Source organism: Paracoccus sp. SSJ (assembly GCF_030234105.1).
Classification (GTDB): Bacteria; Pseudomonadota; Alphaproteobacteria; order Rhodobacterales; family Rhodobacteraceae; genus Paracoccus; species Paracoccus denitrificans.
This window is the reverse complement of sequence record NZ_JASSPE010000029.1, coordinates 18266-36892: the sequence shown is the minus strand read 5'-3', so window position 1 is coordinate 36892 and position 18627 is coordinate 18266. Positions and strand designations below refer to the sequence as shown.

Genomic DNA, 18627 nt, shown 5'->3' with positions numbered 1-18627 from the left:
GACCCATCCTGCAAGGCCTCGCAAAACCCGCAAACGACCTCTCGCGCGCCTGCTCGGTCCAGGACATCGTAAACGCAACAGCAATAACCGCTATGCAGACGAAATAGACACAAAAACACCAGAATGGGTCGACAACTCGCGCATCGCAGCCCCGATCCGGCCGATCCCCGCAGCAATCCGGTCCGCGGGGACCGACGAATAGGCAAGACGGAAAAAACCGCCGCCCCGCGAAGGTGCGGCGAAGAATGCCGCGCCCGGCTCGATCAGTACGTCGCGCGTCTTGAGCAGGGCTGCGAGTTCGGCGGAATCCACCCCCTCGGGCGTCGCCAGCCAGAAGCTGGAACCGCCGGTCGCCTCGGGCGAGGCAAGCCGCAGCCCCTCATGCGCGATGGCGGCCAGCATCACCTCGCGCCGCTGCGCATAGGCGCGGCGCATCCGGTTCGCCTGCGCGTCGTAATGGCCGAGCGACAGGAAATGCGCCAGCGTCCGCTGCATATGGCCGGGCGGATGGCGCAGCACCATGCCGCGCAGCGCCCGCGTCTCGGCGATGAAGCGCGGATCGGCCACGACATAACCCAGCCGCACGCCCGGAAAGACCGATTTCGAGAACGAGCCGATATAGATCACCGCCCCGGCCCGGTCGATGGCCTTGAGCGCGGGCGAGGGGGCGCCGGCGAACGACATCTCGAATTCGTAATCGTCCTCGACCACCGCGAAGCCTTGGGCCTGGGCGCGGGCCAGCAATTCCTTGCGCCGGGCCAGCGGCATGGTGGAATTGGTCGGGCATTGGTGGCTGGCCGTGGTGAAGACCGCCGAGACGCCGGGCGGGATGGCGTGAGGCGGCAGGCCGCGGGCATCGACCGGGACCGGCAGGATGCGGGCGCGGCTGGCGGTCAGGATCTCGCGCTGGCCGGGATAGGAGGGGTCCTCGACCGCGCAGGAGGCGCCGGGGCGCAACAGCAGCTGCGCCACCAGCCACAGCGCGTTCTGCGCCCCCATGGTCAGCAGGATCTCGTCCCGCCCGGCGCTGATGCCGCGCCGGGGCAGGATCTGGCGGGCGATATGGTCGACCAGTTCCGGGTCGTCGGCGTCGTAGAGGTCGCCGGTGAGGCTGTCGAATTCGCGCCGCCCCAGCGCGCGCATGGCGCAGTCGCGCCAGGCGGCATGGTCGACCAGCGCCGGGTCGGCCTGGCCATAGACGAAGGGATAGGCGAAGCGGCGCCAGTCGCGCTCGCGATCCCGGCGCTGCGCCCGGCCGAAACGGCCTTCGAGCTGGCTGTCCCAGTCGAAGCGCGGCGCGTCGGGGGCCGGGGGCTCGGCCTCGAGCCGCCGCTCGATGCTGTCCGAGATGTAATGGCCGGATCGGTCGCGGCTGGTCAGGTAATCGGTCGAGACGAGCTCGGCGAAGGCCTGCGCCACCGTCACCCGCGCCACGCCCAGATGCAGGGCCAGCGCGCGGGTCGATGGCAGCTTTTCGCCCGGCCGAAAGCGGCCTGCCGTCACCGACGCGATGATCTGGCGGCGCAACTGGACCTGCAGGGGCAGGCCGGCGGCATGGTCCAGGAAAAAGGCGTCGGGGGGAATCGGCATGGAGTGATCCGCGGCGGCTGACGGAGCTTATCAGTCCCCCGAATGCCGCCGCGGATCAAGGGTCAGGCAAAGACCTTGGTCAGGGCGTTGTCGATGGCATTGGTGATGCGGTCGATGTCGTCGGCCGTGGCGATCAGCGCCGGCGACAGGCAGAGCGTGTTGTTGAAGCCCGGCAGCGAGCGGTTGGTCGCGCCGATGATGACGCCCTGCGCAAGGCAATCCGCCACGACGGCCTGCACCTTCTTTTCGTCCATCGGCTCCTTGCTGGCCCGGTCCGCGACCAGCTCGGCGCCGCAGAACAGGCCCTTGCCGCGCACGTCGCCGATGACCTTGTGCTTCTCCATCAGCGCGTTGAGGTTCGCCAGCGTGCGCTCGCCCATGGCGACGGTGTTGTCGAGCAGCCCCTCGTCCTCGATGATGCGCATGTTCTCGATCGCCGCCACCGGCCCCGAGGTGCAGCCGCCGAAGGTCGAGATGTCGCGGAAGAAGCTCATGCCGTCCTCGGGCGCGTCCTTGAACATCTCGAAGACGCGCTCGGTGGTGACGGTGCAGGAGATCGCCGCATAGCCCGAGGCGACGCCCTTGGCCATGGTGACGAAATCAGGCTCGATGCCGTATTGCTGATAGCCGAACCAGGTGCCGGTGCGGCCAAGCCCGCAGACCACCTCGTCGATATGCAGCAGGATGTCGTATTTGCGGCAGATCTCCTGCACGCGCTGCCAATAGCCCTCGGGCGGGGTGATGACGCCGCCGCCGGCCGTCACCGGCTCCAGCACGATGGCGCCGACGGTATCGGGGCCTTCGCGCAGGATCACCTCCTCGATGGCGTCGGCGGCGCGCTCGCCGTAGTTTTCCACGTCCCACTGCTTGCGGTATTCAAGGCAATGCGGCACGCGCACGAAGCCGTCGGGGAAGGGGCCGTAGGCGATGGCGCGCTGGTCCTGGCCGCTGGTCGCCAGCGTGGCGATGGTGGTGCCGTGATAGTCGCGGTCGCGATAGAGGATCTTCCATTTCTTGCCGCCATGGTGGCGCGCCGCGATCTGGCGCACCATCTTGTAGACCTTCTCGTTCGCCTCGGAGCCCGAGTTCGAGTAATAGACCCGGGTCATACCCGGCATCTTTTCGATCAGCTTCTGCGCAAAGATCGCGCCCGGCACGGTGCCCGCCGCACCGGCGTAATAGTTCAGCTTGACCAGTTGGTCGCGGATCGCATCGGCGATGCTTTCGCGGCCATAGCCCACGTTGACGGTCCAGACGCCGCCCGAGACGGCATCGAGGAACTCGCGCCCGGTGGCGTCCCACAGCCGCATGCCCTTGCCCTCGACAAAGACGCGCGGGTCGATGGTCTCATACTGCTTGTGCTGGCTCAGGTGGTGCCAGACATGGGCGCGGTCGGCCGCGACCACATGGGACATGTCGTTGGGGTTCAGATCGAGCGTCATGGCCGGACTCCTGCGGGTGAAGGGCGTTTCTCTCTGACTGCGCCCGAACGCGGCAAAGGGATAGAGCCAGATTGGGCGAATAGATGGAGCCAGTTTCTCATGGGCAGGGCCGAATCGGGTGGGGATTCGGGCCGGAAGCGCGCATTTTCCCGCTGCCGTTTCTGCGAGCGCGAAAGCATCGCTGCGCTGCAAAAACAATCAATCAATTGTTTTCACTATGAAATATTCATGGCTGCGCGCGAAGCTGCTTATAGACAGATAATCCTATCTATCCGTATAGTTTGGAAAGTTGCCTCCCCAAGAACCAATGCAACGCCAACAACAGGGTTTCCTCATGCTCAATCGTCGTCGTTTCCTGACCACATCCACGCTGGCCGCCGCCTCGCTTGCCGCGCCGGGCCTTGTCACCCGCGCGCTTGCCCAGGGCGAGGCGCTGAAGATCGGCGTGCCGGTGCCGATCTCGGGCGCCTTCGCCGCCAACGGCAAATTCGCCACCATCGGCGCGCTTCTGGCCGCCGAAGAGGTCGCGGCCGCGCATGGCGTGCAGGTCTCGACCCTTGACCTCGATACCGAGGGCAAGCCCGCAACCGCCGTGCGCAAGGTGCAGGACGCGCTGGCGCAGGACGGGGTCAAGCTGTTCGCGGGCGGGATCCTGTCGTCGGAATCGCTGGCCATGGGCAAGGAGGTCGAGCGCGGCGGCGGCGCCTTCATGACCACCGCCGGCGCCGACGAGATCACCGGCGTCGATTGCAACAGGGCCACCTTCCGCTGGTCGGTGCCGACCTATGGCGCCATCAACGAGACGGTGCGCCCGATCATCGACGCGCTGCCCGACGCGAAGAAGTGGTATACGATCACCCCGCAATATGTCTTTGGCGACGGGCTTCTGAACGCTGCCAAGGACGTGTTTCAGGAAAGGGGCATCGAGCATGTCGGCAACAGCTATCATTCGCTGACCGACAAGGAATTCTCGGGCTACCTGACCAATGCCATCGCCGCCCAGCCCGACGTGCTGTTGCTGCTGAACTTCGGCGCGCAAAGCTCGGACACGCTGCGGCAGGCGGTCAGCTTCGGCCTCAAGCAACGCATGACCATCGTCGTCGCCTGGGCCTCGGGGCTGGAGCAGTTCGAGGCGCTGGGGCCGGATATCTGCGAGGGCGTCTATTTCGGCGCGCAATACTGGCACGGCGCCGACTCGGCGCTGAACCGCGAACTGGTCGCCAAGGTGCAGGAAAAGCACGGCTTCAACCCGAACTATTCCTTTGCCGGCAGCTATATCTGCTCGAAACTGCTGCTGGAGGCGGCGGTCAAGGCCGGCTCGCCGGACGGCGCGGGCATCGCCGCGGCGCTGAACGGGCTGAAATACCAGGGCCTGACCGGCGAGGAAGAGATCCGCGCCGCCGACCACCAGGTCATCAAGGACTATTACCTGCTCAAGGGCAAGGCCAAGGCCGACATGGCCAACAAGGACGATTACGCCGAGATCATCAGCGCCGGAAAATCGTTCCTGTCGCCCGAGGATGCCGGCTGCGCCATGCCTGCCTGATCCCCCGCCTCCCCGCGCGATCCCTGTCGCGCGGGGCCTTTTCGCCCGGTTTCAGGAGAAGCCCGTGATCTACCTTTTCCAGGTTCTGAACGGCATCGGTCTGGGGATGCTGTATTTCCTGCTTGCGGTCGGCCTCAGCGTCATCTTCGGCCTCTTGCAGTTCGTGAACTTCGCCCATGGCGCCTTCTACCTGCTGGGCGCCTATCTGACCTATGACCTGACCATGCGCGGCTTCAGCTTCTGGGCCGCCATGCCGCTGGCCACGCTGATCGTCGCCGGCATCGCCGCGCTGATCGAGGCGCTGCTGCTGCATCGCATCTACAAGCTGCCGCATACCTTCCACATCCTGGTGACGGTCGGCCTGGCGTTGGTCGTGCAGGAACTGGTGATCATCGCCTGGGGGCCGCTGGGCGGCTCGGTGCCCGCGCCCGAGGGGTTGCAGGGCGTCGTCATCCTGGGCGATTTCATCTATCCGCAATATCGGCTGTTCACCATCGGCTTCACAGCCGTCCTGGCCGGGTTGCTGTGGTGGCTTTTGGAGGGCACGCGGCTGGGCGCCATCGTGCGCGGCGGGTCCGAGTCGCCCTCGAACATGGCGCTGCTGGGCTACAACACGCTGCGCATCAACACCGCCGTCTTCGGTTTCGGCGCCGGGCTTGCGGGGCTGGCCGGCGCGCTGGCCGCGCCGATCCGCGGCGTCGAGCCCTTCATGGGGATCGAGGCGCTGTCGGTGGCCTTCGTCGTCGTCGTGATCGGCGGCATGGGCAGCTATACCGGCGCGCTGGTCGCGGGCCTGCTGGTCGGCGTGGTGCAAAGCGTCATGACCACGCTGTGGCCCGAGGGCGCGCGGCTGATGATCTATGTCGGCATGGCGCTGGTCATCGCGCTGATGCCCCGCGGCCTGTTGGGGAGGGCATGAGCATGAACCCGCTCGACAAACCCTATGCGCAGCTGGCGCTGGCGGTGCTGGCCGTGCTGGTGCTGCCGCTGTTCCTGAAATCCGGCATCCTCGCGACCGAAATCCTGATCTTTGCCATGGTCGTCGCCGCCTGCAACCTGCTTCTGGGCTATACCGGCCTTCTGTCCTTCGGCCAGGGCATCTTCTTCGGCATCGGCACCTATGCGGCGGGCATCTGCCTGACGCGCTGGCAGGTTCCGGTGCCGGTGGTGCTGGCCGGCGCGGCGGTGCTTGGCGCGGCCACGGCGACGCTGGTCGGCTGGCTGTCGATCCGCCGGCAGGGGGTCTATTTCGTCATGCTGACGCTGGCCTTTTCACAGCTGTTCTATTTCGTCGCCTATACGTTCAGCGGCGTGACCGGCGGCGACAACGGCCTGTTGGGCGTGCCGCGTCCCTCGGTCGGCGGCACGGCGCTGAATGCGCCCTGGTCCTATTACACCTATGTCGCGGTCTGTTTCGTGGCGGTCTTCGCGATCCTGGTCATGGTCACGCAATCGACTTTTGGCCGCACCCTGCTGGCGATCCGCGAGAACGAGGGGCGCGCGGCCGCCATCGGCTTTCCCACCAAGCTGTTCAAGCTTGAGGCCTTCGCCATCTCGGGCGCGGTCACGGCCTTCGGCGGCGCGCTCCATGCCATGCTGATCGGCGTCGCGCCCTTGTCGAACATCGAATACCACACCAGCGAGCTGATCCTGATCATGACCATCATCGGCGGCAGCTCCAGCCTGTTCGGCTCGGTGCTGGGGGCGGGGTTCTACCTGCTTCTGGCCGATGCGCTTTCGACCGTCTGGCCGCGCTGGCTGTTGCTGCTGGGCCTGGTGCTGGTCACCGTGGCGCTGTTTCTGCAACGCGGGCTCTGGGGGCTGGTCGAGCGGGGCTACGACCTGGTCTTCCGCCGCGAACGGGCGCCCGAAACCCCGGCCGAGGAGCATTGAGATGACCGACATCGCATTGCAGACCCGCGGCCTTGGGGTCAAATACGGCAACTTCCACGCGCTGGCCGAGGTGGACCTGCAGATCCGCCGCAACTCGGTCCATTCGATCATCGGGCCGAACGGGGCGGGCAAGACCACGCTGTTCCACGCGCTGACCGGGCGGGTGCGGGCATCCTCGGGCCGGATCGAGCTGGACGGGCGCGACATCACCGACACCTCGGACGACGACCGGGTGCGGCTGGGCATCGCGCGCTCGTTCCAGGTGACCAGCCTGTTCCCGAACCTGGCCCTGCGCGAGAACCTGCGCCTTGCCGCCCAGGGCCGCACGCCGTGGCAGGCGCTCGCGCCCTGGCGGCGGGCCGAGGCCAATGCCGAGGCGCTGGCCATCGCCGACGAGGTGATCGAGCGGCTGGCGCTTGCCCCCGTGTCGAACCGGCTGGCGGGCGAGCTGTCGCATGGCCAGCAGCGGCGGCTGGAGGTCGGCATGGCCATGGCCGCGCGGCCGCGCGTCATCCTGCTGGACGAGCCGACATCCGGCATGGGCATCGACGACATCGAGGCGATGAAGCAGCTGATCCGCGACCTGGGCCGCGACCATACCGTACTGTTCATCGAGCATAACATGGGCATCGTCATGAACATCTCGGACATGGTCACGGTGATGCGGCTGGGCCGCAAGCTGGTCGAGGGGCCGCCGGCGCAGGTCCGCGACGACCCCGAGGTGCAGCGCGCCTATCTGGGCAACATGATCACGGGGGACATCGCATGACGCCGGCTTTGCGACTGACCGATCTGCACAGCTATTACGGCAAGAGCCACATCCTGCAAGGCGTCACGCTGGAGGTCGGGCAGGGCGAGATCGTCACCCTGCTGGGCCGCAACGGCGCCGGAAAAAGCACGACGCTGAAGACCGCCGTGGGGCTGATCACGCCCCGGCAGGGCCGCGTCGAACTGGCCGGCCGCGACATGACCGGCCAGCCGGCGCATCGCATCGCCGCCGCCGGGCTGTCGCTGGTGCCCGAGGATCGCGGCATCTTCCAGCTGCTGACCGTCGAGGAGAACCTGCGCATCGCCGAAAAGCGCGGCTCGCCATGGTCGCTTGGCGACATCTACCGCATCTTCCCGCGACTGGAAGAGCGCAGGAAGAACGGCGGCGGCCAGCTTTCGGGGGGCGAGCAGCAGATGCTTTCCATCGCCCGGGCGCTGCTGAACGGTCCCAAGGTGCTGATGCTCGACGAGCCGGTCGAGGGCCTGGCCCCGATCATCGTCGAGGAGATCGTCGCCCAGATCCGCCTGATCCGCGAGGCCGGCGTCCCGATCCTGCTGGTCGAGCAGAACCTGGCCGTCTGCAGCCAGCTTGCCGACCGGCATTACATCCTGGAACTGGGCCGCATCGTGCATTGCGCCAGTGCCAACGAGTTCCGCAGCGACCCGGACACCATCGACCGCTACCTGGGCGTGAAGGCATGAAGGAAAACACCATGTCCAACCTGACAATCGACGCCGAAAGGCTGTGGGACAGCCTGATGGAAACGGCGCGGATCGGGGCCACGCCCGACGGCGGCATCGCCCGGCTGACGCTGTCCGAGGACGACCGCCGCGTGCGCGACTGGCTGCGCGCCCGATGCGACGCGCTGGGGCTGAGCATGACCGTGGACGAGGCCGGCAACATGTTCGCCACCCGTCCCGGTGCCCGCGCGGATCTGCCCGCCATCGCCATGGGCAGCCATCTGGACACCCAGCCCACCGGGGGCAAGTTCGACGGCGTGCTGGGGGTGCTGGCGGGGCTCGAGGTGCTGCGCACGCTCGACGCCGCCGGCTACCGGACCGAGGCGCCCTTGATGCTGGTCAACTGGACCAACGAGGAGGGCTCGCGCTTTTCGCCGGCCATGCTCGGCTCGGGCATCTGGGCTGGGGTCTATAGCCGCGAATACGGCGACGGGCGGGCGGATGCCCGCGGCGACACGTTCGGCGCCAGCCTCGACCGCATCGGCTATCGCGGCGAGGCCAGGGCGGGCGCGGTCCGCTTTGGCGCGATGTTCGAGCTGCATATCGAGCAGGGCCCGATCCTGGAAGCCGAGGGGGTCGAGATCGGCGTGGTGCAGGGCATTCAGGGCATGCGCTGGTTCGACCTGACCATGACCGGCACCGCGGCGCATACCGGCTCGACCCCGATGGGGATGCGTCGCAACGCGCTGCTGGGCATGGCGCGGGTGATCGAGGGTATCGACCGCATCGCCAAGGCGCATCCCGACGCGGTGGGCACCATCGGCTTTCTGGAGATCGGCCCGAACTCGCATAACGTGATCCCCGGCGAGGTGCGCGCCACCATCGACCTGCGCCACCCTTCGGACGCGGTGCTGGACCGGATGCAGGCCGAGGTCGAGGAACTGGTGCGCGATGCCGCCGAAGCGGTCGGGCTCACGCACCGGCTGGAGCAGATCTCGCGCACCGCGCCGGTGGTTTTCGATGCCGAATGCATCGCCTCGGTGCGGACGGGGGCGCGGGCGGCGGGCTATTCGACGCGCGACATCATCTCGGGCGCCGGCCATGACGCGGCCCATGCGGCGGCCGTGGCGCCGACGACGATGATCTTCGTGCCCTGCAAGGACGGGCTGAGCCACAACCCCGCCGAATCGACCGAACCCGCGGAATGCGCTGCCGGCGCGCAGGTGCTGCTGGAGGCGGTGCTGGACTACGACCGCCGCATGGCCGAGGCCCGCAAGGGGGTGGCCGCATGACCCGTCTTGTGCTGGCCCGGCTGAACCACGAGACCAACACCTTCTCGCCGGTCAAGACCCCGCTGGCCGCCTTTGCCCCGAGATGGGGCGAGGATGCGCTGGCCGCGGCCGAGAACTATCCCGCCGCCATCGGCGCCTTCCACGCCTTCGCCCGTCGCATCGGCGCCGAGATCGAGGTGCCAGTGCTGGCCCATGCCATGCCCTCGGGGCCCGTTGAGGACGATGCCTTCGAGGCCATGGCGCAGGCCATCCTGGCGGCGGTCGAAAGGGGCTGCGACGGCATCCTGCTGGACCTGCATGGCGCCATGGTCACCCGCAGCCATGACGATGGCGAGGGCGAACTGCTGTGCCGCATCCGCGCCGCCGCGCCGGGCGTGCCCATCGGCGTGGCGCTGGACCTGCATGGCAACATCACCGGCGGCATGCTGGAGCATTGCGACGTGATCGTCGGCTTCAAGACCTATCCGCATGTGGACATGGTCGAAACCGGAGAACATGTCCTGCGCCTGTTCGAACCGCTGCTTTCCGGTGCCCCGCGTCCGGCCATGGCGCTGTGCCATCCGCCGATGCTGGCGGCGACGCTGTGCATGAACACCACCACCGATTGCGCCATGACCGACCTGATCGCGCTGGCGCGGCAGGCCGAGGCGCGGCCGGGCGTGCAGGCGGCGACGGTCTTCGGCGGCTTTCCCATCGCCGACCTGGCCGAGACCGGCCTGTCCATCGTCACCGTCGCCGACACGCCGGAGCTTGCGCGCGAGGTGGCCCGGGAACTGGGCCGCGAGGCATGGCAGCGACGCGCCGAATACGTCTATGCCGAGGAGCCGCTGCCGCAATCCATCGCCCGCGCCGCCGCGCTGGCCGACGGTTCGGCGCCGGTGCTGCTTCTGGACCACGGCGACAACTGCATGTCGGGTGGCAGCTGCGACGTGATGGACGTGCTGGAGGAGCTGATGGCCGCCGGGCAACAGGGCATCCTTGTCGGTCCCGTTGCCGATCCCGAAACCGTGGCCCGGCTTTTCGCGGCGGGCGAGGGGGCCGAGGCCGAGATCGCGCTTGGCAACAAGACCCCGGCCGAGGGCCTGCCCGCGCCCCGCCCGCCGCTGCGGCTGAAGGGTCGCGTGACGGCGCTGTCCGACGGGCGCTATCGTGTCGCCGGGCCGATCTACAACGGGCAGGAGCTTTGCATGGGCCGTGCCGCCGCATTCGACACCGGCGCCGCGCGCATCGTGATCTGCGAGGAACCGCATGAGCCGCTGGACCTGGGCGTGTTCGCCAGCCTCGGCCTCGATGCCGCCAGCGCGCGCTTCCTGCACCTGAAATCGCGCATGTATTGCCGCCCGGTCTTCGAGCCGCTTGCGAAAGCCGTGGTGGAATGCGCAAGCTCGGGCGTAACCGCCTCGGATTACGATCTCTTTGCTTTCAAAAAATTGGCCCGGCCCATATATCCGCTGGACCCCGGGACAATCTGGCAAGACTGAAGGACCGCATGGATCAGGACGCACCGGCAGGCAGGGAACGCAGGCTTACCCGCATCAAGCTGTCGGATCAGGTGGCCGAGGACATCCGCCGCCGCATCGCCCGCGACGGTTTGCGCCCCGGCGACCGGCTGCCGCATGAGCGTGCGCTGATGGAGCATTACGGCTGCTCGAAAGGCACCATCCGCGAGGCGCTGAAAGCGCTGGAGGTCGAGGGGCTTGTGCGCATGCTCTCGGGTCCGAACGGCGGCCCCGAGATCCAGCCGGCCTCGATCGACATCGTCACCCAGCAGCTGCGACAATACCTGCATTTCCAGAAGATCGACTTTGCCCAGGTCTATGAGCTGCGCCAGTCGCTGGAGGTCAGCCTGGCGCGCAACGTCATCGGCAAGCTGGCGCCCGCGCATTTCCGCCGGCTGGAAGAGAACGTCCGCATCTGCGAAGAGGCGAACGCGGCGCAGGATCGCGCCCTGGTGCGCCGGGCCGAGACCGAGTTCCACGACATCCTCTGCGAAGCCTCGGACAACGTGATCCTGGTCTTCATGTGCCGCTTCCTGAACAGCATGCTGCGGGATCTGGTCAGCTATCGCAGCGAAAGCATGCGCGAGCACGAGATCTTCGGCGAGGCGAACATCGAAAGCCACAGGCAGCTTCTGGCCGCGTTTCGCGCCGAGGACGGCGATGCCGCCGCCCGCATCATGCACGAACACATGTGCTGCGCGGAAAGCTACATGCGCCGGCTGGACGCCTCGTTCCGCTCGGACCTTCTGAGCCGGTTCTGAACGCCAGAACGCGGCGGTGAGGCCGCGCATCCGTGGCGGACCCCGCCTGCGCAAGACCAGCACGGCGGCGCAACTGTTTTCTTGACATCACCGGGGTGCGGTCCCTTATCTTCCCCTACCTCACCAGAGGGCGCAGATGATGGCGGAAAGCATCCAGAAGGAGGACTGGGAACGCTTTCGTGCCTTGGGGAGCGTGCCCCCAAGCGTTCGAGAAGTCGTGCTCAGATCCTGGGTTCGGTCAAAGGAGGGCGCGAGGCTGCATGCGTTGCGGCAGGCGCCGTCATTGGGTCAGGACGAACTGAACAATCTTCGGTCCAGAAACACGCGCCTGCGCGAAGCCGCGAAACTCGCCGTCCGGCGCACCGGCTACATGCTCGATGACGCGGGCGCCATGCTGCTGCTCTGCGACCAGAAGGGCGTCGTGCTCGAAGCGGCGGGGGATGCGCGCGTGCTGTCGCGCGGCGCCGAGAACCACCTCCAGCCCGGCGGGCGGTGGGACGAGGCCGCCATCGGCACCAACGCGATCGGCACGGCGCTGCATCTGGGCAAGCCGGTCAGCATCACCGGGGTCGAGCATTTCTGCGAAGCGATCCACCACTGGTCCTGCGCCGCGGCACCGATCCACGACCCCGTGACGGGCAAGATGCTTGGCGTGGTGGATATTTCGGCCCCCGCCCAGGAACAGATGCGCCGGGGCGCGGCGCTTTCGGTCAGCCTGGCGCTGCAGATCGAAGAGGCGCTGCGCGCGCTGGGGCTGCAAGAGCGCGAGGCATTGATCGGCCATCTGCTTTCCTCCGGCATGGGCGCGGGTCGCGGGGGCGACATGGCCGTCTTCGACCGCTATGGCCGGCAGGTCTGGGCATCGGGCGCCTCCGAACGGCTCAGCACCAAGCTCGGGCCGGCGACCGCCGGTCTGGCCGAGGCCCCTGCGTTCGAGGGCGATCCGCACCTGCTGGCCGAGCGGTTCAGCGCCGCCTTGCCGGAAGCGGGCGTCGATCTGATCCTCAGCCGTGGCGAGGCGCTGGGGCTGGTCGTCAGCTTCCCGACCAGGCGCCGCGGCGAACGCAAGGACCGCATCGACCTGCCGGCCATTGCCGGCATAGGGTCGATGATGGCGCCGATCTGCGACGAGGCCGCGAAGCTTGTCGAAAGCGGCGTCCCCCTGGTGATCAAGGGGCAGGCGGGCAGCGGCAAGGAAACCCTGGCACGGGCGCTGCACGAGGCCGGCCCGCAGGCCCGGATGCCGTTGGAACTGGTGGATTGCAGCCTGCTGGAGCCCGCGATGCTGCGCGGCGCGCCAGGCGGCGAATGGCTGGCGCGGCTGTCCGACGGCGGCGGCACGCTGATTCTGGACGAGCCGGTCGAAACGCCCCTGCCGGTCCAGGTCGCGCTGGCGCAGTCGCTGGCACAGCTTCAGCGGGCCGCGCCGGTGCAGGTGATCAGCCTGTCTTCGGTGCCGCTTTCGGAACGCCTGGCGGCCGAGCGCCTGCGGGCCGATCTGCATTTCCGGCTCTCGGGCGCCGTGCTGCGGCTGCCTTCGCTCGCGGAGCGGCGCGCGGACCTGCCGGACCTGGTCAGGCATTTCTCGGAAACCTGTTCGGACCGACGGAAGGGCGTCGTCCGCTTCACGCCGGCCGCCATGCTGCGACTGCAAGCCTATGACTGGCCGGGAAACCTGCGCGAATTGCGCAATCTTGTCGAGGCGCTTTCAGCCACGTCCTTCAGCCGGCTCGTCGATGCGGCGGACCTGCCCCCGGCCATCGCGCGGGGCAGGCGACCGGGCCGCGAGGAGACGTTGCGCGACCGCGAGAGGGTCGAGATCCTCGATGCGGTGGCCGCATGCGGCGGCAACATGACCGAAACGGCGCGGCGCCTGGGGATCTCGCGCTCGACGCTTTACCTCAAGCTGGAACAATACGGGGTGCCGCGCGCGCGCAAGCACTGACGGCGCTTTCCGCACCGCGTCATTGCGTCCGCAGCATGTCCGGCACGATGTCCGAAAACCGGACAACACCCGCAGCCGCAGCGGCTGCATCCTTTCCATACGCCACGGGGAGGTGGCGCAATGGGAGGAGGAAAAACCGTGCCATTGGACAAGGAATCGCATCGAAAGGTGCAGGTGCTGGGCATCGACGCCGGCGGCACCATGACCGACACGTTCTTCGTCGACAGCGACGGGGACTTCGTGGTCGGCAAGGCCCAGTCGACACCGCAGAACGAGGCGCTCGGCCTGATCGCCAGCTCGAAGGAGGGGCTGGAGCATTGGGGGCTGACGCTGGACGAGGCGCTGTCGGAAATCCAGACCGGAGTCTATTCCGGCACCGCGATGCTGAATCGCGTGGTGCAGCGCAAGGGGCTGCGCTGCGGGCTGATCGTCAATGCGGGGATGGAGGACTTCCACCGCATGGGCCGCGCGATCCAGGCTTACCTGGGCTTTGCCTATGAGGACCGGATCCACCTGAACACGCATTATTATGACGAGCCGCTGGTGCCGCGTCACCTGACCCGCGGCGTGATGGAGCGGGTGGACATGTCCGGCACCGTGGTCATCCCGCTGCGCGAGGAAACCGCCCGCCAGGCGGCGCGCGAACTGATCGCCCAGGATGTCGAGGGCATCGTGATCTCGCTTCTGCACAGCTATCGCAACCCCGCCCATGAGCGCCGGGTGCGCGACATCGTGCTGGAGGAGGTCGAGAAATCGGGCAAGGCGATCCCGGTCTTTGCCTCGACCGACTATTACCCGGTGCGCAAGGAGACCCATCGCACCAACACCACGATCCTGGAAGCCTATGCCGCCGAGCCTTCGCGGCAGACGCTGAACAAGATCTCTTCGGCCTTCAAGGAGAACGGCTCGAAATTCGACTTCCGGGTGATGGCGACCCATGGCGGCACCATCAGCTGGAAGGCCAAGGAACTGGCGCGCACCATCGTCTCGGGGCCCATCGGCGGGGTGATCGGCGCCAAATACCTGGGCGAGGTGCTGGGCTATTCCAACATCGCCTGTTCGGATATCGGCGGTACCTCGTTCGACGTGGCGCTGATCACCCAGAACGAGCTGACGATCCGCAACGACCCGGACATGGCGCGGCTGGTGCTGTCGCTGCCGCTGGTCGCGATGGATTCGGTCGGCGCGGGGGCGGGCAGCTTCATCCGGCTGGACCCCTACACCAAGGCGATCAAGCTGGGGCCGGATTCGGCGGGCTACCGGGTCGGCGTCTGCTGGGCCGAATCGGGGATCGAGACCGTCACCATCTCGGACTGCCACGTCATCCTGGGCTATCTGAACCCCGACAACTTCCTGGGCGGCCAGGTCAAGCTGGACCGCGAGCGGGCCTGGAACGCGATGAAGGAACAGATCGCCGATCCGCTGGGCCTGTCGGTCGAGGATGCGGCGGCGGGCGTCATCGAATTGCTGGACAGCGACCTGCGCGACTATCTGCGCTCGATGATCTCGGGCAAGGGTTCGACGCCGGGCAACTTCGTCTGCTTCAGCTATGGCGGCGCGGGTCCGGTCCATACCTACGGCTATACCGAGGGGCTGGGCTTCGAGGACGTGATCGTGCCGGCCTGGGCTGCGGGCTTCTCGGCCTTCGGCTGCGCGGCGGCGGATTTCGAATACCGCTATGACAAGTCGCTGGACATCAACATCGCCCCCGATGCCCCCGATGCGCTGAAGACCACGCAGGCCGAGACGCTGCAGGCCGCCTGGGAAGAGCTGAAGGAACGCGTCCTCGAAGAGTTCGAGATCAACGGCTACAGCCCCGACAAGGTGCAACTGCAACCGGGCTTCCGCATGCAATATCGCGGCCAGCTGAACGACCTGGAGATCGAAAGCCCGATCATGGAGGCGCGTTCGGCCGAGGACTGGGACCGGCTGGTCGAGGCGTTCAACGACACCTATGGCCGCGTCTATGCCGCTTCGGCGCGCTCGCCCGAACTTGGCTATTCAGTCACGGGCGCGATCATGCGCGGCACGGTGCCGATCCCCAAGCCGCGGATCCCGAAAGAGGAATTGCAGGGCGAAGCGCCGCCCGAAGAATCGAAGCTGGGCACCCGCAAGTTCTATCGCCACAAGAAATGGGTGAACGCGCAGCTTTACCAGATGGAGAAACTGCGCCCCGGCAACCGCATCACCGGCCCCGCGATCATCGAATCCGACGCCACGACCTTTGTCGTGCCGGGCGGCTTCGAGACCTGGCTCGACGGGCACCGGCTTTTCCACCTCAAGGAAATCTGACGGTCTCAGGGAGGAGATGAAGTCATGAACATTCAATCCAAGGTCGAGAACCGCGGCATCGTGCGCGGCGGCGAGACCCTGAAGGAACATCGCGACCGGCTGATGGAGGCCACGAAGCGGACCAGGCATTACGCCGGCCTGCAGCAGACGGAGCTGCGCGACAGCGACCCGATCAAATACAACAAGCTGTTCTCGCGGCTGCGTGCCGGGGTGGTGGACGCGCGCGAGACCGCCAAGAAGATCGCCGCCTCGCCCATCGTCGAGCAAGAGGGGGAACTGTGCTTCACCCTCTACAACGCGGCGGGCGATTCGATCCTGACCTCGACCGGCATCATCATCCATGTCGGCACCATGGGCGCGGCGATCAAGTACATGATCGAGAACGGCTGGGAGGATAACCCCGGCATCCGCGACAAGGACATCTTCTGCAACAACGACAGCCTGATCGGCAACGTCCATCCCTGCGACATCCACACCATCGTGCCGATCTTTCACGAGGGCGAGCTGATCGGCTGGGTCGGCGGCGTCACCCATGTGATCGACACCGGCTCGGTCGGGCCGGGCTCGATGTCCACCGGGCAGGTGCAGCGGTTCGGCGACGGCTATTCGATCACCTGCCGCAAGATCGGCGAGAACGACACGCTGTTCCGCGACTGGCTGCATGAAAGCCAGCGCATGGTGCGCACCACGCGCTACTGGATGCTGGACGAACGCACCCGCGTCGCCGGCTGCCACATGATCCGCGACCTGGTGCAGGAGGTCATCGCCGACGAGGGCATCGAGTCCTATTGGAAATTCGCCTATGAGGCGGTCGAGCACGGCCGGGTCGGCCTTCAGGCCCGCATCAAGGCGATGACCATTCCCGGCAAGTATCGCCAGGTCGGCTTCGTCGACGTGCCCTATGCGCATGAAGACGTGCGGGTTCCGTCCGACTTTGCCAAGGTCGACACGATCATGCACACGCCGTCCGAGATCACCATCCGCGGCGACGGCACCTGGCGGCTGGACTTCGAGGGCTCGTCCCGCTGGGGCTGGCATACCTACAACGCCCATCAGGTCAGCTTCACCTCCGGCATCTGGGTGATGATGACGCAATCGCTGATCCCGACCGAGATGATCAACGACGGCGCCGCCTACGGGACAGAGTTCCGCCTGCCCAAGGGCACCTGGATGAACCCGGACGACCGGCGCGTGGCCTTCAGCTATTCCTGGCACTTCCTCGTCAGCTCATGGACGGCGCTGTGGCGGGGTCTCAGCCGGGCCTATTTCGGCCGCGGCTACCTGGAAGAGGTGAACGCCGGCAACGCCAATACCTCGAACTGGCTGCAGGGCGGCGGCTTCAACCAGTATGACGAGATCCACGCCGTCAACTCGTTCGAATGCGCGGCGAACGGGGTCGGGGCCAGCGCGCATATGGACGGCATCAGCCATGCCGCCGCCGTGTGGAACCCGGAAGGCGACATGGGCGACATGGAGATCTGGGAACTGGCCGAGCCGCTGGTCTATCTGGGCCGGCAGATCAAGGCGAGTTCCGGCGGCGCCGGCAAGTATCGCGGCGGCTGCGGCTTTGAAAGCCTGCGCATGGTCTGGAACGCCAAGGACTGGACGATGTTCTTCATGGGCAACGGCCATATCAGCTCGGACTGGGGGCTGATGGGCGGCTATCCGGCGGCCTCGGGCTATCGCTTCGAAGCGCATGACACCCGGCTCAAGGAGATCATCGCCGAGGGCGGCGCCATCCCGCATGGCGGCGATACCGACCCCGAGAACCCGACCTGGGAGGCGATGCTGCCCGATGCGCGGATCAAGCGCGACAAGCAGGCCATCACCACCGAGGCGATGTTCAAGGACTACGACCTGTATCTGAACTACATGCGGGGCGGTCCGGGTTTCGGCGATCCGCTGGACCGCGAGCCGCAGAAGGTGGCCGACGACGTGAACGGCGGCTACCTGCTGCCCCGCTTTGCCGAAAGCGTCTATGGCGTGATCCTTGCCCAGGCCGGCGACGGCATGCAGGGCGTCGATCAGGCCGCGACCGAGGCGAAGCGCAAGGCGATCCGCAAGGCACGGCTGGAGGAATCCGTCCCCACCCGGCAGTGGATGGAATCCGAACGCGAGAAGATCCTCGCCAAGGATGCCGGCACCCATGTCCAGCAGATGTTCGCCGCATCCTTCAAGCTGGGCCCGCGCTTCGAGCAGCAGTTCCGCAGCTTCTGGAACCTGCCCGCCGACTGGAAGCTCATGGAGGCCGACCTGCCGATCCCGTCCTATGGGCGCGAATACTCCATGGACATCTCGGAACTGCCGGACGTGAAGACCGTCCAGTTCGTCGAGGAATGAACCGTCCCGGCGGCGTCTCCTGCGACGCCGCCGCCCCCGGAAGGCCAGTCAGACGGAGGTTCCCATGGCCTATACCAAGACCAAGATCAAAGACCTGGTGGACGGCAAGATCGACCGCGATACGCTGCACACCATGCTCTCCACCCCCAAGGACAAGGAGAGGTTCCAGACCTATATCGAGATCCTGCAGGAGCAGGTGGAATGGGACGATCCCATCATCCTGCCGCTTGGCCCCAAGCTGTATATCGTCCAGCGCAAGTCGGACAGGAAATGGATGATCCGCAGCCAGGCCGGCCACGATTTCTGCGAATGGGATCAGAACTGGAAGCTGCATGCCCGGATCCGCGTGCGCGAGACCGCCGAAAAGATGGAGGAGCTTTATCCCCGCCTGATGGCACCTTCGCCGGACTGGCAGGTGATCCGCGAATATTTCTGCCCGATCTCGGGCGACCTGCTGGATGTCGAGGCCCCCACGCCCTGGTATCCGGTGATCCATGACTTCGAGCCGGATATCGACACCTTCTACAAGGATTGGCTTGGCATGGCGGTTCCTGAACGGGCCTGAGACGTCCCCCGAA

At 66.8% G+C, this 18627-nt stretch carries 15 protein-coding genes; 13 read left to right on the top strand and 2 right to left on the bottom strand.

Features of this window, described 5'->3' with window-relative positions; genetic code table 11:
- Nucleotides 1-107 (top strand): phosphate acyltransferase (locus QPR87_RS21185; RefSeq protein WP_285051253.1); only part of this gene is annotated, 107 nt, incomplete at its 5' end.
- On the opposite strand, the gene pdxR is transcribed toward QPR87_RS21185, so the two are convergent.
- On the bottom strand, nt 91-1590 hold the full coding sequence (gene pdxR / locus QPR87_RS21180) for a MocR-like pyridoxine biosynthesis transcription factor PdxR (protein WP_285051252.1): 1500 nt from the start codon (nt 1588-1590) through the stop codon (nt 91-93). The genes QPR87_RS21185 and pdxR overlap by 17 nt on opposite strands.
- 62 nt (nt 1591-1652) lie before the next feature.
- Entirely contained in the window at nt 1653-3032 is a 1380-nt protein-coding gene (gene tpa, locus QPR87_RS21175; protein WP_285051251.1) for a hypotaurine--pyruvate aminotransferase Tpa, read from the bottom strand.
- A gap of 334 nt (nt 3033-3366) precedes the next feature.
- On the opposite strand from tpa, the gene QPR87_RS21170 reads away from it, so the two are divergent.
- The 12 genes from QPR87_RS21170 (at nt 3367) to QPR87_RS21115 (ending at nt 18614) form a co-directional block, all read left to right on the top strand.
- Nucleotides 3367-4578, top strand: coding sequence for an ABC transporter substrate-binding protein (locus QPR87_RS21170; protein WP_285051250.1), 1212 nt, complete (start codon nt 3367-3369; stop codon nt 4576-4578).
- A 64-nt stretch (nt 4579-4642) separates the two neighbouring features.
- Entirely contained in the window at nt 4643-5497 is an 855-nt protein-coding gene (locus QPR87_RS21165; protein ID WP_104493907.1) for a branched-chain amino acid ABC transporter permease, read from the top strand.
- A 2-nt stretch (nt 5498-5499) separates the two neighbouring features.
- Complete coding sequence (locus tag QPR87_RS21160) at nt 5500-6471, top strand: branched-chain amino acid ABC transporter permease (protein WP_233902065.1); 972 nt, start codon at nt 5500-5502, stop codon at nt 6469-6471.
- A 1-nt stretch (nt 6472) separates the two neighbouring features.
- The gene (locus tag QPR87_RS21155) at nt 6473-7240 is read left to right on the top strand and encodes an ABC transporter ATP-binding protein (protein WP_036756714.1); all 768 of its coding nucleotides are present in this window, start codon (nt 6473-6475) and stop codon (nt 7238-7240) included.
- Nucleotides 7237-7941 carry an ABC transporter ATP-binding protein gene (locus QPR87_RS21150; protein WP_285051249.1) on the top strand — a complete coding sequence of 235 codons (705 nt, stop codon included), beginning with the start codon at nt 7237-7239 and terminating at the stop codon, nt 7939-7941. Before QPR87_RS21155 ends, QPR87_RS21150 begins: the two co-directional genes overlap by 4 nt.
- Before the next feature lie 11 nt (nt 7942-7952).
- On the top strand, nt 7953-9212 hold the full coding sequence (locus tag QPR87_RS21145; protein ID WP_285051248.1) for a Zn-dependent hydrolase: 1260 nt from the start codon (nt 7953-7955) through the stop codon (nt 9210-9212).
- On the top strand, nt 9209-10693 hold the full coding sequence (locus tag QPR87_RS21140) for a M81 family metallopeptidase (protein ID WP_285051247.1): 1485 nt from the start codon (nt 9209-9211) through the stop codon (nt 10691-10693). Before QPR87_RS21145 ends, QPR87_RS21140 begins: the two co-directional genes overlap by 4 nt.
- 8 nt (nt 10694-10701) lie before the next feature.
- Nucleotides 10702-11472 (top strand): FadR/GntR family transcriptional regulator, encoded by a 771-nt coding sequence (locus QPR87_RS21135; RefSeq protein ID WP_011750494.1) that lies wholly within the window; start codon nt 10702-10704, stop codon nt 11470-11472.
- A 136-nt stretch (nt 11473-11608) separates the two neighbouring features.
- Nucleotides 11609-13417, top strand: a complete 1809-nt coding sequence (locus tag QPR87_RS21130; protein WP_502921633.1) for a sigma-54-dependent Fis family transcriptional regulator — start codon at nt 11609-11611, stop codon at nt 13415-13417.
- A gap of 120 nt (nt 13418-13537) precedes the next feature.
- Nucleotides 13538-15709 (top strand): hydantoinase/oxoprolinase family protein, encoded by a 2172-nt coding sequence (locus tag QPR87_RS21125; protein ID WP_104493904.1) that lies wholly within the window; start codon nt 13538-13540, stop codon nt 15707-15709.
- A 24-nt stretch (nt 15710-15733) separates the two neighbouring features.
- Nucleotides 15734-18049: a hydantoinase B/oxoprolinase family protein gene (locus tag QPR87_RS21120; protein WP_285051245.1), complete on the top strand. Its 2316-nt coding sequence runs from the start codon at nt 15734-15736 to the stop codon at nt 18047-18049.
- 64 nt (nt 18050-18113) lie between these two features.
- The gene (locus QPR87_RS21115) at nt 18114-18614 is read left to right on the top strand and encodes an acetone carboxylase subunit gamma (protein ID WP_011750490.1); all 501 of its coding nucleotides are present in this window, start codon (nt 18114-18116) and stop codon (nt 18612-18614) included.
- The last annotated feature ends 13 nt before the right edge of the window (nt 18615-18627 follow it).

What these genes read in the sequence shown, in the direction of transcription:
- pdxR (WP_285051252.1), bottom strand. Translation starts at nt 1,590, where the DNA reads ATGCCGATTCCCCCCGACGCCTTTTTCCTGGACCATGCCGCCGGCCTG.
- tpa (WP_285051251.1), bottom strand. Translation starts at nt 3,032, where the DNA reads ATGACGCTCGATCTGAACCCCAACGACATGTCCCATGTGGTCGCGGCC.
- QPR87_RS21170 (WP_285051250.1), top strand. Translation starts at nt 3,367, where the DNA reads ATGCTCAATCGTCGTCGTTTCCTGACCACATCCACGCTGGCCGCCGCC.
- QPR87_RS21160 (WP_233902065.1), top strand. Translation starts at nt 5,500, where the DNA reads ATGAACCCGCTCGACAAACCCTATGCGCAGCTGGCGCTGGCGGTGCTG.
- QPR87_RS21155 (WP_036756714.1), top strand. Translation starts at nt 6,473, where the DNA reads ATGACCGACATCGCATTGCAGACCCGCGGCCTTGGGGTCAAATACGGC.
- QPR87_RS21150 (WP_285051249.1), top strand. Translation starts at nt 7,237, where the DNA reads ATGACGCCGGCTTTGCGACTGACCGATCTGCACAGCTATTACGGCAAG.
- QPR87_RS21145 (WP_285051248.1), top strand. Translation starts at nt 7,953, where the DNA reads ATGTCCAACCTGACAATCGACGCCGAAAGGCTGTGGGACAGCCTGATG.
- QPR87_RS21140 (WP_285051247.1), top strand. Translation starts at nt 9,209, where the DNA reads ATGACCCGTCTTGTGCTGGCCCGGCTGAACCACGAGACCAACACCTTC.
- QPR87_RS21135 (WP_011750494.1), top strand. Translation starts at nt 10,702, where the DNA reads ATGGATCAGGACGCACCGGCAGGCAGGGAACGCAGGCTTACCCGCATC.
- QPR87_RS21130 (WP_502921633.1), top strand. Translation starts at nt 11,609, where the DNA reads ATGATGGCGGAAAGCATCCAGAAGGAGGACTGGGAACGCTTTCGTGCC.
- QPR87_RS21125 (WP_104493904.1), top strand. Translation starts at nt 13,538, where the DNA reads ATGGGAGGAGGAAAAACCGTGCCATTGGACAAGGAATCGCATCGAAAG.
- QPR87_RS21120 (WP_285051245.1), top strand. Translation starts at nt 15,734, where the DNA reads ATGAACATTCAATCCAAGGTCGAGAACCGCGGCATCGTGCGCGGCGGC.
- QPR87_RS21115 (WP_011750490.1), top strand. Translation starts at nt 18,114, where the DNA reads ATGGCCTATACCAAGACCAAGATCAAAGACCTGGTGGACGGCAAGATC.